Below are 14,869 nucleotides of genomic sequence, written 5' to 3'. Positions count from 1 at the left end.
CGTCTTACAGATAGAACCGATAGCCCTTGAGATAGTGAGCGGCCCTCAACCGCCTCTCAAGGAGCGCATCATGGAAGATACCGCAGACATCACCCAGCCCAATGCCGTCGATGCATTGGCACTCAAGTCACTGATCCCTGATCTGGTTGCCGATTGCCCCGACATGTACGCCATGGCGTACCAGGTCGCCAAAGATATTCTCGTCCGACACCACATCACCGATATCGAGCCCGACAAGGTCTACTGGCACCGTTTTCGCGCCGCTCAAAGCAGCTCGAAGACCTTTACCGGTTGGCAGCACGTCTTTGAAAAGCCCAGGGAGTCGATGACCTTCCCGCAACTGGTCATGCAGCGTTTCAGTGTCCATGACCAGGACAACGCTGACCTGCTGGACGCTGACAGCGGCTTCTATCGCGTCGGTGCGGATGCCGAAAACTACGATGAAACCAACGAAGTCCGCCTGCACTCCAGGGATGCACTGAAAGCCTTCTGGGACATCAACTTCAGTGACCGCTACAAGACGGCCATCGCGACGTTCTGGGAAAAACACAGCGCCAACTTCCGCGCGCTGGCCAAGTGCACCTTTATCGCCAAAGCCATTGAAGACTATGAGAAGGGACACCTGACCCGCGAACACTTCACCACAGTGCTCAGGGCCACAGTCGGTGATGTAAGCAGGCCACTCACCCGGCAAATGCTGATGGACGAAGCGCCAACGGGCAGCGGTTTATCGATTCGCAAGTTTTGTATTGATGAGTTCGTGTCGACGGACATTTTCAGCATCACTGACGACAGCGACCTGAACATTCTCTACGTTCCAGGCGAACCTAGAGGTTTCCATTGCTTCAGCAAGGTCGAAGAACTGCACGAATGGCTGGTCGATGAGGTCAAGGACGCCGAAGGCCGTGAACGCATGCTCATGCACTTCAAACAGGAAGAGCGCGACATTGTTCAGGAAAAGCCCACTTCGCTGGGGCACAAGCTTGCCAATTTCACCGGCATTGGCCTGATCGTTCATTTCCTGGAGAACACGGAGTATGAAAATGTCGGCCTCACCCACACATACGACGTTTTACCTGGCGATGACACTGCCGCCGATCATCGTCTGCTCCACTACCGTGGTGAAATAATTAGCGGGGATGCGTTCACCCATTTGAGCCAGTCCACCCATGAGCGCATGCTCAGCGATGCCAACTACCTGCTGCACTCCAACGGCGAGATCAGGAAAAAGCTGTGGATTGGCTATCTCAATGCCTTCAGCCACACCTTCGGGCCGATGGCCGCCCTGGCATGGCCGGCAGCGCTGGTCGTTATCGGCGCCGGCATCGCCAATGTCGCACTGCATATCGACCAGGCCATCAACGGCACCACCCCGGCTGAACGCAAGGCCGCAGTGACTGGCGCCATTCTTGGCAGCGTGGATGTGTTGTTCAACTTGCCGTTTCTACGAGGTGCGGCCGAATTGGCTGAGGCGCTGGAGGTTGAAGAGGTCCTCACACCCGAGGAAGAGCTGAACGCAGAAGTTGAAGCCGGCACCGCGCCATCACCGGGCATCGAAGCCGTTGCTCCCGGCCCGACCGACGCCGACATCCTGGCCCCGTTTGAAACCAACGAGATTCTCGATGGTTATTCTCCGGTCAGCGACGAAGGCAAGTTCCAGGGCATTTATCAGCCTGAAACAGGGGGCAATTACATCGCCATCGATGACCGCTTTTACCTGGTTCGCTACAGCAATGAACTGAAGACCTGGACCCTCATCGACCCGGTCAATCCCCACTCCTTTTACCGCAACATCCCGGTGCGCCTGAATGAAGCAGGGGAATGGCTGCCCGTCACACGCCCCGGCCTGGTCGGTGGTGGCAAATTTGCCGAGCTATTTGCCAGCGCCGAGCCTCCATTCCCCGATTTCGATGCACCGGCGACCCCCTATGATGTTCCCCAGGAAATGAAACCAGCGCTCAAACAGGCAGCCGAAGGCAATGCACTGAAATGGGATTTGAAAGACGGCTTTGTGGATACGAACAACCCGGACAATGAGTTCGAGTCCTTCAAAAAATTACGCCGAAAGCTGCACGACGACGCCGTCGCCTACTATTCAGACATCCACCTGCCAGCCAGGCCGGAAATTCCATCGTTCAACCCGACAGCCAAGTTCAAGGACGTCATCAAGACCCTGTTCAAGCGATCAACTGGCCTGGTAATTGGCGAGAGTCATTCCAGCGTCGGCAGCAAACAGTTTCTGATCGAAAACATGAAAGTACTGCGTCAGCAGAAGGTCAAAACCCTGTACATGGAACATCTGCTGACAGATTTCCATCAGGCTGATCTGGACGTGTTCAATAGAACGGGCGTGATGTCCGAGGATCTGGAACGCTACCTCAAGAACCTTGATGCTGGCCACGGGACTGATCCCAGTGGTCAATTCACCTTTGAGCAAGTGGTCAGGACCGCACAAAAAAACCGCATCCGCGTTCAGGCCATCGACTCCATGGCCAGCTATCGCAGCACCGGTATCGAGGGGGCGGATACCGGCTTTCGACAGAAGATGATGAACTACTTCGCCCACCAGGTGATCGGCGCCGATCAGACCGCACGGGGTGCCCATCGATGGGTGGCATTGATGGGTAACAGCCACGCCAATACCTTCGCTGGCGTAGCAGGCGTCAGCGAACTCGAAGGCAGCATAGGGCTGCGCATCGAAAGTGTCGGGCCGGATGAGTTCGCCGGCATCAAGGCAGATCCGGGCGTCTCGGACGAAGCTCGACCCGGTCAGGCCGCTGGCTTTGCAAAAAATGATTTGCTGCTGCAAATCAAGACACCGCAAAGCGTGATCCTTGCGCGAAAGCTAGAGGAACACCTGCCCGACGCCGGGATGTTCACCCTCGGCAACAGCGACGGTAAAGCCACGCTGATTCACCGTAGCAGTTCCACCACCAGCGCCAACGGCGCCATCACCAAGGGCAAACTCGTTCGCACCGAACTCCTCCGGGATGGCCACGGGGTCTACATCCTGCGAGAGTCCTGGCCGTGGATCAGCAACCAGCGCTTTAACACCGTCGCAGACTTGACTCACCGGCTCGAGTCCCACGGAATGACCGCCGTCCGTGAGCGAATCGTCTAAAACGCAAAAAGGCCGTGTGAACACGGTTCACACGGCCTTTTCAGTTACCTGCGATCAAGCCATCAAGGCTTGCGCGGGATCACTCCCACTCAATGGTCGCTGGCGGCTTGCTCGACACGTCGTAGGTGACGCGGGAGATGCCTTCGATTTCATTGATGATGCGGCCGCTGACGGTTTCCAGCAGTTCATAAGGCAGGTGCGCCCAACGCGCAGTCATGAAGTCGATGGTTTCTACCGCACGCAATGCGACAACCCAGGCGTAACGACGGCCGTCACCGACCACGCCTACCGATTTCACTGGCTGGAACACCACGAACGCCTGGCTGACCTTGTGATACCAGTCGGCTTTGCGCAGTTCTTCGATGAAGATGTGGTCGGCGCGACGCAGCAGGTCGGCGTATTCCTTCTTCACTTCACCAAGGATCCGCACACCCAGGCCCGGGCCCGGGAACGGGTGACGGTAGACCATGTCGTACGGCAGGCCGAGTTCCAGGCCCAGACGACGGACTTCGTCCTTGAACAGCTCGCGCAGGGGTTCAACCAGCTTGAGGTTCATTTCTTCCGGCAGGCCACCCACGTTGTGGTGCGACTTGATCACGTGAGCCTTGCCGCTTTTGGCGCCAGCCGACTCGATCACGTCCGGGTAGATGGTGCCCTGGGCCAGGTACTTGATGTTGTCCAGTTTGTTGGACTGGGCATCGAACACGTCGATAAACGTACGGCCGATGATCTTGCGCTTCTTCTCTGGATCGGACTCGCCGGCCAGGTTGTTCAGGAACTGCTCTTCGGCGTTGGCGCGGATCACCTTGACGCCCATGTTCTCGGCGAACATGGCCATCACCTGCTCGCCTTCGTGCAGACGCAGCAGACCGTTGTCGACGAAGACGCAGGTCAGCTGGTCGCCAATGGCCTTGTGCAGCAGCGCGGCAACCACCGAGGAGTCCACACCGCCGGACAGGCCGAGCAGGACGTTGTCGGTGCCGACCTGAGCGCGTACCTGAGCGATCGCGTCTTCAGCAATCTTCGAAGGCGTCCACAGGGCTTCGCAGCCGCAGATGTCGAGGATGAAGCGCGAGAGGATGCGACCACCCTGCTTGGTGTGGGTCACTTCCGGGTGGAACTGCACGCCGTAGTAGCCGCGAGCATCGTCGAACATGCCGGCAATCGGGCAGCTCGGAGTACTGGCCAGGATGTGGAAATCCTGCGGCATTTTGGTGACCTTGTCACCGTGGCTCATCCATACATCGAGGCCGAACAGGCCATCAGCGTCGATATGGTCTTCGATGCCGTCCAGCAGACGGCTCTTGCCGACGACGTCGACACGGGCGTAACCGAACTCACGCAGTTCGGAGCCTTCAACCTTGCCACCCATCTGCTCGGCCATGGTCTGCATGCCGTAGCAGATGCCGAAAACCGGTACGCCGAGGTCCCAGACCGCTTGCGGGGCGCGTGGGCTGTCGGCTTCGTGCACGGACTCCGGGCCGCCGGCGAGGATGATCCCTTTCGGTGCGAATTCGCGAATCGCTTCGTCGTCCATGTCGAACGGATGCAGTTCGCAGTAAACACCAATTTCACGCACGCGGCGGGCGATCAGTTGGGTGTACTGGGAACCGAAGTCGAGGATCAGGATGCGGTGAGCGTGAATGTCGAGGGCCATGACTCATTCTCGTCTAGTGAATCAGAAACAACTCGGGGCTGATTAGAACAGCCCCGGTTACTTAACTTTTTGCTGGAAGCATCAACCTACGCGGTAGTTTGGCGCTTCTTTGGTGATCTGCACGTCGTGGACGTGAGATTCCGCCATGCCCGCGCCGGTAATGCGCACGAACTCTGGCTTGGTACGCATTTCTTCGATATCGGCGCTACCGGTGTAGCCCATGGAAGAACGCAGGCCGCCCATCAGTTGATGGATGATCGCACTCAGGCTGCCCTTGTACGGAACACGCCCTTCGATGCCTTCCGGAACCAGTTTCTCGGCACCTGCCGAGGAGTCCTGGAAGTAACGATCGGAAGAGCCTTGCGCCTGGGACATGGCGCCCAGCGAACCCATGCCACGGTAAGCCTTGTACGAACGGCCCTGGAACAGTTCGATCTCGCCTGGCGCTTCTTCAGTACCGGCGAACATCGAGCCCATCATCACGCAGGAAGCACCGGCAACGATGGCCTTGGACAGGTCACCGGAGAAACGGATGCCGCCGTCGGCGATCAACGGAACGCCAGTGCCTTCAAGGGCAGCGGCGACGTTGGCGATGGCGCTGATTTGCGGCACGCCGACACCGGCAACGATACGGGTGGTGCAGATCGAGCCAGGGCCGATACCGACCTTGACCGCGTCCGCACCCGCTTCGGCCAGCGCCTTGGCAGCAGCGCCGGTGGCGATGTTGCCGCCGATCACCTGGACTTCAGGGAAGTTCTGTTTGACCCAGCGAACGCGGTCGATCACACCTTTGGAGTGACCATGGGCAGTGTCGACCACCACCACGTCAACGCCGGCAGCAACCAGTGCCGCGACGCGATCGCCGGTGTCTTTACCGGTACCGACCGCAGCGCCAACGCGCAGACGACCCTGATCGTCCTTGCTGGCCAGTGGGTAGGCCTTGGCTTTTTCGATGTCTTTGACGGTCATCATGCCTTTGAGGGCAAACTTGCCGTCGACGATCAGGACTTTTTCCAGACGGTGCTTGTGCAGCAGCTCGCGGACTTCGTTCTTGTTGGCGCCTTCACGGACGGTCACCAGACGCTCTTTGGGCGTCATGACTTCACGAACGGTGGCATCCAGACGGGTTTCGAAGCGCACGTCACGGGAGGTGACGATGCCGACCAGGTCGCCATCGTGCAGTACCGGAACGCCGGAGATGTTGTGCATGCGGGTCAGTTCGAACAGATCACGAACCGTGGCATCCGCCTCGATGGTGATCGGGTCCTTGACCACGCCGGCTTCGAACTTCTTGACCTTGCGCACTTCGGCAGCTTGCTGCTCGATGGTCATGTTCTTGTGGATGATGCCGATGCCGCCTTCCTGAGCCATGGCAATGGCCAGACGGGCTTCAGTGACGGTGTCCATGGCAGCGGAAACCAGTGGAATATTCAGCTCGATGCCACGGGTAAGGCGGGTTTTGAGACTGACTTCGTTAGGAAGCACCTCGGAATAACCGGGCACTAAAAGAATGTCGTCGAAGGTCAGAGCTTCTTGGCTGATACGCAGCATCGCGGGGGCTCCCGAGCGGGAAAATGGAAGCGCGCCATTATACTCAGACACCCCCACCGGCTCAATGCAAAACTCTGTCTATTATTGGTATTACTGATATACGGGAATTATCGCTCCCGTAGGAGCTGCCGCAGGCTGCGATCTTTTGGCCTCTGCGAGGGCACTGAAGATCAAAAGATCGCAGCCTTCGGCAGCTCCTACAATGTGTCCAGCGTTTATAGTTCTACTTTCACCCAACTTACCGGCAGGTCCAGCCATTCGGCGAATTCGTCGATGAAGCTCTGCTTGAACCCGGCTTCAGCCCAGTTATTGAAGATAAACCCCAGGTTCGAAAACCCGCACTCCTGCAGGAACAGAAAGCCATTGATGTCATCTTCATGCCCGCATTCAGGGCAGATGAAGTTGTCGGTGCGCCCCGGCATCCAGTCTTCGAGGCTTTCGAACAGAGCTTCGCCAATCTCTTTACGGCATTCCGCACAACCGGCCTCTTCGAGAAACCCTTTGGCCGGTGTATAGATGCAGCGCTTGGTGATGATTTCCAGCCCATTGATCGGCTCGCCAAACGGCAGCGCTTCGGGATGCAACACCACCGCCCGCGCGCCAGGCGCAATAGCGTGGGCCATACGATTGCCAGTACGACCGCAGGTGGTGAGTTGTTCTTCAATGATGTTCTTGCGCACCAGCCACCGCACAATCGCCCGCGCCCGAGGCTCATGCACCGGCAGTGTGGAGATTTTCGGGACGATAATACTTTGCGAATTCATGGGTGCAGCCTACTGCGTCAAATGGATGTTCTGCGGCGTACCGAATGACGCCTTCGCGAGCAAGCTCGCTCCCACAGGTGATCTCTGGTGGTCACACAATTATGTATCCACAGGAGATCCAGTGTGGGAGCGAGCTTGCTCGCGAAGGCGATAGAGCGGCCGGCAGCTTAATCCCTGACGAAATCCCGTCAAGTACTGATATAGCGCCCGATCAAGGCAATGCCGCTGGCCAGCACCAGCCAGGTTACCAGCCGCACAAAGGCCTCGCGGGACATCTTCATGGTCAACCGTCGACCGATCCACAGCCCCAGCGCCATTGCCGGCAACAAACACACCGCCAGTACCAACAAGGGTAGCTCGGCATAAACGCCGGCGAGCGTGAACAGGCTCAAACGCACCACCGTGCTGCAACTGATCAGCGCACTTTGGGTCGCTCGGGCCGCGTCCTTGGGTAAGCGACTGTTCAGATAAATCGCATATAAAAAGCCGCCACTGCCGAACAGCGCCCCGAACATTCCGCCCACCGTCCCCATCGGAATAGCCCACGCGGCAGCCAACTGCGCAGGTCGGACTTTTACCCACAGGCTGTAAATCGCATAAGCGCTGATAAACAGCCCCATTAATAACAGCAACAGATCGGATTTGAGGTTCAGCAGAAAAATCACCCCCAACGTGCAACCCACCGCCATACACGGCAGCAACCGCAACAATTCGGGTTTGGCGACATCGCGTCGCGACGGCAGCAGATTGCCGAATGCCGCGACGAAATCCAGCAGCACCAACAAGGGCACGATTTTCGACAGTGGCATGAACAGAATCAGGATGGGACCTGCCACCAGCGCCGTACCAAACCCGGCGATGCCAAAAACGATATAGGCCAGGCTGATGCCCAGCCCGATCACCAGCCAGTCCGTGGGGCCAAAGGCCCATTGACTCAATAATTCCAGCAATGCAACTTCCTTTTTATCACTGTGATGGTTTTAGCCTGCAGCCCCTTGTGGGAGCGAGCTTGCTCGCGATTGAGGTGTGACATTCAATAATAGTGTTGGATGTTAAACCGTAATCGCGAGCAAGCTCGCTCCCACACAAGCCCGCACAGAGTTCACTTCAGCAAGAAGGTAATCGGCCATGGAGATTGAGCGTCGAATGCCATTAAACTGCGCCCCATGATTAAAGATCCCTTTGCAAGACTCGGCCTGGACCGAGAGGTCCTGACGGTCAGCCAGCTCAACGGCCGCGCGCGGGTGTTGCTCGAAGACGTGTTCAGCAACATATGGGTCGAAGGCGAAATCTCCAACCTCGCCCGCCCAGCGTCCGGCCACATTTATTTCACCCTCAAGGACAGCGGCGCCCAGGTGCGTTGCGCACTCTTCCGGCAGAACGCTGCGCGGGTCCGTCAGGCGCTGAAGGATGGCCTGGCCGTCAAGGTCCGGGGCAAGGTTTCGCTGTTCGAGGGGCGTGGCGACTATCAACTGATACTCGACACCGTGGAGCCTGCCGGTGACGGTGCGCTGCGCCTGGCGTTCGATGCGCTGAAGGAAAAACTCAGCGCCGAAGGCCTGTTCAGTGCCGAACGCAAAGTACCGCTGCCGGCACACCCGCAACGCATCGGCATCATCAGTTCACCAACCGGCGCAGTGATTCGCGACATCATCAGCGTATTCCGCCGCCGTGCGCCGCAAGTGGTGCTGACCCTGATCCCCACCGCCGTGCAAGGCCGCGAAGCCACCGCGCAGATTGTCCGCGCACTGAAGCTGGCCGACGCCCGCGGTTTCGACGCGCTGATCCTCGCGCGTGGCGGCGGCTCGCTGGAAGACCTCTGGTGCTTCAACGAAGAAGCCGTGGCCCGTGCGGTGGATGCTTGCGTCACCCCGATTGTCAGCGCCGTCGGCCATGAAACCGATGTATCGATCAGTGACTTCGTGGCCGACGTCCGTGCACCGACGCCTTCCGCCGCAGCTGAACTGCTGGCGCCGGATTCCAGCGACCTGGTGCGTCGGGTCGAAAGCCTGCATCGACGGCTGGTGATGCGTATCCGCGACCGCTTGATGCGTGATCGCCTGCGCCTGGAAGGCATATCGCGTCGCTTGCGCCACCCCGGCGAACGCCTGCGTCAGCAAGCGCAACGTCTCGACGACCTGGACATGCGCCTGCGCCGGGCCTTCGAACGCAACCTCAATACCCGTCGCGAACGGCTGATTCGCCTGGAAACCCGCCTCGCCGGGCAACATCCGGGACGGCAATTGGCGCTGCTTCGCCAGCGCCTCGACAGCCTCGCCGAGCGCCTGCCGCGCTCAATGCGCGAAGGCCTGAAGGCCCGTCGCCTGCAACTGCAAACACAGATGCAAACCCTGCATGTGGTCAGCCCGTTGGCGACGCTGGGCCGTGGTTACAGCATTTTGCTCGATGAGCGCGGCAACGCGATCCGCAGCGCCGCGCAGACCCAGAACGGCCAACGCCTGAAAGCCAAACTTGGCGAAGGCGAATTGCAGGTCCGGGTCGAAGACAACCATCTGACACCTGTCACCCTTTCTTTACTGGATTGATCCATGCCGCGTTTTCTTGCACCGTTGTTGTTGCTTTGCCTGACCTTCAACGCCCACGCCGACAGCTACATCACGCGCCTGCTGAACAAACCGGTGCCCGGTGGCGTGGCGGTGGTCGATCTGGGCACTTCGGCTCAGGCGCCCAAGGCCAGCTACCAAGGCAAACCGGTGCTGGTGGTCAAGGAACAGAACAACTGGCTGGCGATTGTCGGCGTACCCCTGACCGTCAAACCCGGCAGCCAGGCACTCAGCGCGGGCGGTCGTAACCTGACGTTCATGGTCGGCAACAAGAAGTACCCGGAACAGCACATCACCCTGAAGAACCAGCGTCAGGTCAATCCGAACCCGGACGACCTGAAACGCATCGATGCCGAACTGGACGAACAGATTCGCGCCTATCGCAGCTTCAGCCCGGTAACGCCCAGCAATCTGCTACTGGACAAACCAGTCAATGGTCCGCTGTCGAGCAAGTTCGGTGTGCGCCGGTTCTTCAATGGCGAAGAGCGCAATCCCCACGCCGGGCTGGACTTCGCGGTGCCGGCCGGTACGCCGATCAAGACCCCGGCGGCCGGCAAGGTGATACTGATCGGCAACTACTTCTTTAACGGCAACACGGTATTCGTCGACCACGGCCAGGGCTTTATCAGCATGTTCTGCCACATGTCGAAAATCGACGTGAAAGTCGGCCAGCAACTGGCGCGCGGCGGCGTGGTCGGCAAAGTCGGCTCCACCGGTCGAGCCACCGGGCCGCACATGCACTGGAACGTCAGCCTCAATGACGCCCGAGTGGACCCGGCGATTTTCATCGGCGCTTTTCAACCCTGAATCCTGGATAAGGCCACTGGCCTCATCGCGAGCAGGCTCGCTCCCACAGTGGATTTGGGGTGTTCACCAAATCTGTGGTTACACCGATACCCCGTGGGAGCGAGCCTGCTCGCGATGACAATTTCACAGGCACCGAAGAACTCCCCGCCCCCTGAAATCTCCCACAGTGGATTTGGGGTGCTCACCAAATCTGTGGTCACACCGATACCCCGTGGGAGCGAGCCTGCTCGCGATGACAATTTCACAGGCACCGAAGAACTTTCCGCCGCCTGAAATATTCAATTGCGCTTAGCCCTACCCTCGCGCAAACAACACAACAATCGCAGCCATACACAGCAATAAAATCTCGCCAAAAAACCATTTTCGAGTATTCCTCTCAAAGTTTTTCGACTGCTTGCCATCTTTCACCCTCGCGGTTAGGGTTGAAGACATGAAAACCTCTCACACCCTCATTCAGCTCCGCCAGCACCGCAGTCTGTGCCTTGTCAGCGCACGACTGCCGGGCTGAATCGCGGTGCCTCGTCTTACGTTTTATCCAACGCTTTTTTGACCCACCGGCAGGCCGCCTTTTTTCGGCCCACACAATAAGGATTTCCCGATGAGCATGCTCAAAGACCCGTCTTCGAAATACCGCGCTTTCCCGACTATCGACATTCCGGATCGCACCTGGCCGTCGAAGACCATCACTGCCGCGCCGATCTGGTGCAGCTCCGACTTGCGCGACGGTAACCAGTCGCTGATCGAGCCAATGGACGCAGTGAAAAAGCTGCGCTTCTGGAAAACCCTGGTCGCCGTCGGCGTGAAAGAAATCGAAGCCTCCTTCCCGGCCGCTTCGCAAACCGACTTCGACTTCGTGCGTACCCTGATCGAAGGCGGCCACATCCCGGACGACACCACCATTCAGGTGCTGACCCAGGGCCGTGAAGACCTGATCGAGCGGACTTTCGAATCTCTGCGCGGTGCGAAAAAAGCCATCGTTCACCTCTACAACGCGACCTCCCCTTCCTTCCGCCGGATTGTCTTCAATCAGGACAAGGACGGGATCAAGGCCATCGCCGTGAACGCCGCCAAGCTGTTCGTCAAATATGCCGCCCAGCAACCAAACACCGAGTGGACCTTCGAATACTCGCCAGAGACCTTCAGCGCCACTGAGCTGGAATTCGCCAAGGAAGTCTGCGACGCCGTGATCGAGGTCTGGAACCCGACGCCTGCGCACAAGGTCATCCTCAACCTGCCGGCTACCGTCGAATGCGCCACACCGAACATCTACGCTGACCAGATCGAGTGGTTCGGCCGTCACATCAATCGTCGTGACAGCGTGATCATCAGCCTGCACACCCACAACGACCGTGGCACTGGCGTTGCGGCCACCGAACTGGGCCTGATGGCCGGCGCCGACCGTGTCGAAGGCTGCCTGTTCGGTAACGGCGAGCGTACCGGTAACGTCGACCTCGTCACCGTGGCCTTGAACCTCTACACCCAGGGCGTTGATCCTGAGCTGGACTTCTCCGACATCGACGGCGTGCGCAAAGTCGTTGAAGAGTGCAACCAGATTCCGGTGCACCCACGTCACCCATACGTCGGTGACCTGGTTCACACCGCGTTCTCCGGCTCGCACCAGGACGCTATCCGCAAGGGCTTCGCCCAGCAGAAACCGGACGCGCTGTGGGAAGTGCCGTACTTGCCGATCGACCCGGCCGACATCGGTCGCAGCTACGAGGCGGTGATTCGCGTCAACAGCCAGTCGGGCAAGGGCGGTATCGCCTACCTCCTGGAACAGGAATACGGCATCAACTTGCCACGCCGCATGCAGATCGAGTTCAGCCAGGTCGTACAACGCGAAACCGATCGCCTGGGTCTTGAGATGACCGCCCAGCAAATCCATGCTCTGCTTCACAGCGAGTACTTGCAGGCCAACACGCCGTACGCGCTGGTCAGCCATCGCTTGCAGGAAGAGAACGGTCACAGTGCCGTCGAAGTGGAAGTCTCCAGCAAAGGCCAAGGCGAAACCAACCTGCACTGGCGTGGCAAGGGCAACGGCGCCCTGGAAGCACTGGTGGCGGGTCTGCCGATCCCGGTGGAAATCATGGACTACAACGAACACGCGATCGGCGCAGGCACCAATGCCAAGGCTGCGGCCTACATTGAACTGCGCGTGAACGGCGAGCGTGCGGTGCATGGTGTGGGCATCGATGAAAACATCACCACGGCCAGCTTCAAGGCCCTGTTCAGCGCGCTGAACCGCTCCCTGAGCCAGCCGGAAGCGAAAGCGGCGTAACCCGCCAGCTGAAACGCAAAAGGCCCCGAGGTGAAAACCTCGGGGCCTTTTTTATCTTCAGGTTTTCGTTGCCTGTCAGGCCCTCATCGCGAGCAAGCTCGCTCCCACAGGGTTATGTGCTGATTGTTGGACCTGTACAAATCCAATGTGGGAGCGAGCTTGCTCGCGATGACGGACTGTCAGCCAGCGGATATCTCAGGTCAGCTCAAAGGTATCGGCATCCAGATTCGCCGGGAACCGCGTGCGATAAGCCGCCAACTCCGCAGCGCTCAGAACGACCTGAAACACTCCATCGGCCTCACCGGCACTGAGCAGCGTCTCGCCCTGGAAATCCAGCACCTGACTATCACCGGTATAGGCAAAGCCCTTACCGTCGGTACCAATCCGGTTCACCGCTGCGACATAGCAGAGGTTCTCGATGGCCCGCGCCGGCAGCAAACGGTTCCAGTGCTGACGACGGGCACCCGGCCAGTTGGCGGTGTACAGCAGCAAATCGGTGTCTTGCGCATCGCGGCTCCACACCGGGAAGCGCAGGTCGTAGCAAATCAGTGGACGCACCCGCCAGCCCTTGAGCTCGAACTGCACCTGATGCTCGCCCGGAGTGAAATGGTTGTGCTCGCCGGCCATGCGAAACAGATGACGCTTGTCGTAATGCAAGACCTCACCGTCCGGCCGCGCCCACAACAGCCGATTGCGATGGCTGCCGTCGGCGGCCTGGACAATCACGCTGCCGGTAATCACCGCATCAAGCCTGGCGGCCTGCACTCGCAGCCATTTGCTGGTCGGGCCGTTCTCCCCTTCGGCGAGGGTCTGCGACTCCATGGAGAAGCCGGTGGTGAACATCTCCGGCAGGATGATCAGGTCGGCGCCCCGCGCCTGCTCCAGCAACTGCTCGAAATGCTCGAAGTTGGCCTGACGGTCATGCCAGGCCAACGTGGTCTGGATTAGCGCAACGTTCAGATTGGGCAAGGCTGTCAGATCGCGCATAGTTTTTCCGCTGCCTGACGCAGCGTCTCCTCACGCTTGGCAAAACACAGGCGTACCAGACGCTGCTCCTGCAGCGGGTGCTGGTAGAACACCGAAATCGGGATCGCCGCCACGCCGTGTTCACGAGTCATCCACTTGGCCATGTCGACATCGTTCAGGTCGGGACGAATCTGCGAATAGTCGACCAACTGGAAATAGGTCCCGGTGACCTTGGTAAAACTGAACCTCGAAGGCGCCAGCAAATCACAGAACAGATCACGCTTGGCCTGATAGAAACCCGGCAACTCTTCGACATGCTCCGGATGCTCGGCCATGAAGTCGGCCAGCGCGTACTGCAACGGGGTCACGCCGCAGAAACTGACGTATTGATGCACCTTGCGCAGTTCTTCCGTCAGCGCCGGTGGCGCGACCACGTAGCCGGTCTTCCAGCCAGTGACGTGGTAAGTCTTGCCAAACGAGCTGACCACAAAAGCACGCTGATACAGCTCTTCATGGGCCAATACGCTGACATGCGGCACGCCATCGAACACCAGGTGTTCATACACCTCGTCACTGATCACATAGATATCGCGGTCGCGGATCAATGCGGCCAACTGGTCCAGCTCGGCGCGCGAGATCAGCGCACCACTCGGGTTATGCGGCGAGTTGAGGATGATCATTCGTGTCCGCGGGCTCAGCGCTTCGCCGAGTTTCTGGAAGTCGATGGCGAAATCCTTCCCCCCCAATGGCACATGCACGCAACGACCGCCGGCCAGCGCCACCGAGGGCTCATAACTGTCGTAGGCCGGATCGAAGACGATCACTTCGTCACCGCTGTGGATAACCGTTTGAATGGCACAGAAAATCGCCTGGGTCGCGCCGGGGGTGATGGTCACCTCGGTATCGGCATTGACGTTTACGCCATAACTGCGGGCGATCTTCGCCGCCACCTGCTGGCGTAGCGCCGGCAGGCCGGTCATCGGTGAATACTGGTTATGGCCATTGGCGATGTGCCGACCGACCGCATCGCACAAGGCTTGCGGAGCATCGAAATCGGGGAACCCCTGAGACAGGTTGATCGCGCCGGTCTGTGCCGCGAGCTGAGACATTTGGGTGAAGATAGTGATGCCGACATTCGGCAGCTTGCTGGTGATCATCGGT

The 14,869-nt window shown here is 59.0% G+C and carries 10 protein-coding genes; 4 read left to right on the top strand and 6 right to left on the bottom strand.

All coding sequences use genetic code 11. The features are described from left to right. Positions 1-70: 70 nt before the first annotated feature. Complete coding sequence (locus AC1RKH_RS15780; RefSeq protein ID WP_493062965.1) at positions 71-3,121, top strand: membrane-targeted effector domain-containing toxin; 3,051 nt, start codon at positions 71-73, stop codon at positions 3,119-3,121. 79 nt (positions 3,122-3,200) lie between these two features. Here AC1RKH_RS15780 and guaA read toward each other — a convergent pair whose 3' ends face one another. From guaA to AC1RKH_RS15760, 4 genes are all read right to left on the bottom strand, one after another. Further along, positions 3,201-4,778 (bottom strand): glutamine-hydrolyzing GMP synthase, encoded by a 1,578-nt coding sequence (guaA, locus tag AC1RKH_RS15775; protein ID WP_493062964.1) that lies wholly within the window; start codon positions 4,776-4,778, stop codon positions 3,201-3,203. An 81-nt stretch (positions 4,779-4,859) separates the two neighbouring features. Next, positions 4,860-6,329, bottom strand: coding sequence for an IMP dehydrogenase (guaB, locus tag AC1RKH_RS15770; RefSeq protein WP_123425107.1), 1,470 nt, complete (start codon positions 6,327-6,329; stop codon positions 4,860-4,862). Between the two features lie 215 nt (positions 6,330-6,544). After that, positions 6,545-7,093 (bottom strand): hypothetical protein, encoded by a 549-nt coding sequence (locus AC1RKH_RS15765; protein ID WP_019693449.1) that lies wholly within the window; start codon positions 7,091-7,093, stop codon positions 6,545-6,547. Positions 7,094-7,281: 188 nt separating this feature from the next. Continuing rightward, a complete protein-coding gene (locus tag AC1RKH_RS15760) occupies positions 7,282-8,043 on the bottom strand; it encodes a sulfite exporter TauE/SafE family protein (protein WP_493062963.1) in 762 nt (253 codons plus the stop codon). Between the two features lie 216 nt (positions 8,044-8,259). Between AC1RKH_RS15760 and xseA the strand changes: the two genes are divergently transcribed. The 3 genes from xseA (at position 8,260) to leuA (ending at position 12,742) form a co-directional block, all read left to right on the top strand. Beyond that, the gene (gene xseA, locus AC1RKH_RS15755) at positions 8,260-9,639 is read left to right on the top strand and encodes an exodeoxyribonuclease VII large subunit (protein ID WP_123425105.1); all 1,380 of its coding nucleotides are present in this window, start codon (positions 8,260-8,262) and stop codon (positions 9,637-9,639) included. A gap of 3 nt (positions 9,640-9,642) precedes the next feature. After that, positions 9,643-10,464 (top strand): M23 family metallopeptidase, encoded by an 822-nt coding sequence (locus tag AC1RKH_RS15750; RefSeq protein WP_123582291.1) that lies wholly within the window; start codon positions 9,643-9,645, stop codon positions 10,462-10,464. 598 nt (positions 10,465-11,062) lie between these two features. After that, on the top strand, positions 11,063-12,742 hold the full coding sequence (gene leuA / locus AC1RKH_RS15745; protein ID WP_216741125.1) for a 2-isopropylmalate synthase: 1,680 nt from the start codon (positions 11,063-11,065) through the stop codon (positions 12,740-12,742). A 195-nt stretch (positions 12,743-12,937) separates the two neighbouring features. On the opposite strand, the gene AC1RKH_RS15740 is transcribed toward leuA, so the two are convergent. After that, entirely contained in the window at positions 12,938-13,729 is a 792-nt protein-coding gene (locus AC1RKH_RS15740; protein ID WP_493062962.1) for an amidohydrolase, read from the bottom strand. Continuing rightward, positions 13,717-14,865, bottom strand: a complete 1,149-nt coding sequence (locus AC1RKH_RS15735) for a pyridoxal phosphate-dependent aminotransferase (RefSeq protein WP_493062961.1) — start codon at positions 14,863-14,865, stop codon at positions 13,717-13,719. The genes AC1RKH_RS15740 and AC1RKH_RS15735 overlap by 13 nt, the downstream gene beginning before the upstream one ends. Between the last annotated feature and the right edge of the window lie 4 nt (positions 14,866-14,869).

The sequence above is a fragment of the Pseudomonas sp. GW822-FHT06B12 genome, from assembly GCF_058799675.1.
This window is presented reverse-complemented; position numbering and strand designations above follow the sequence as displayed.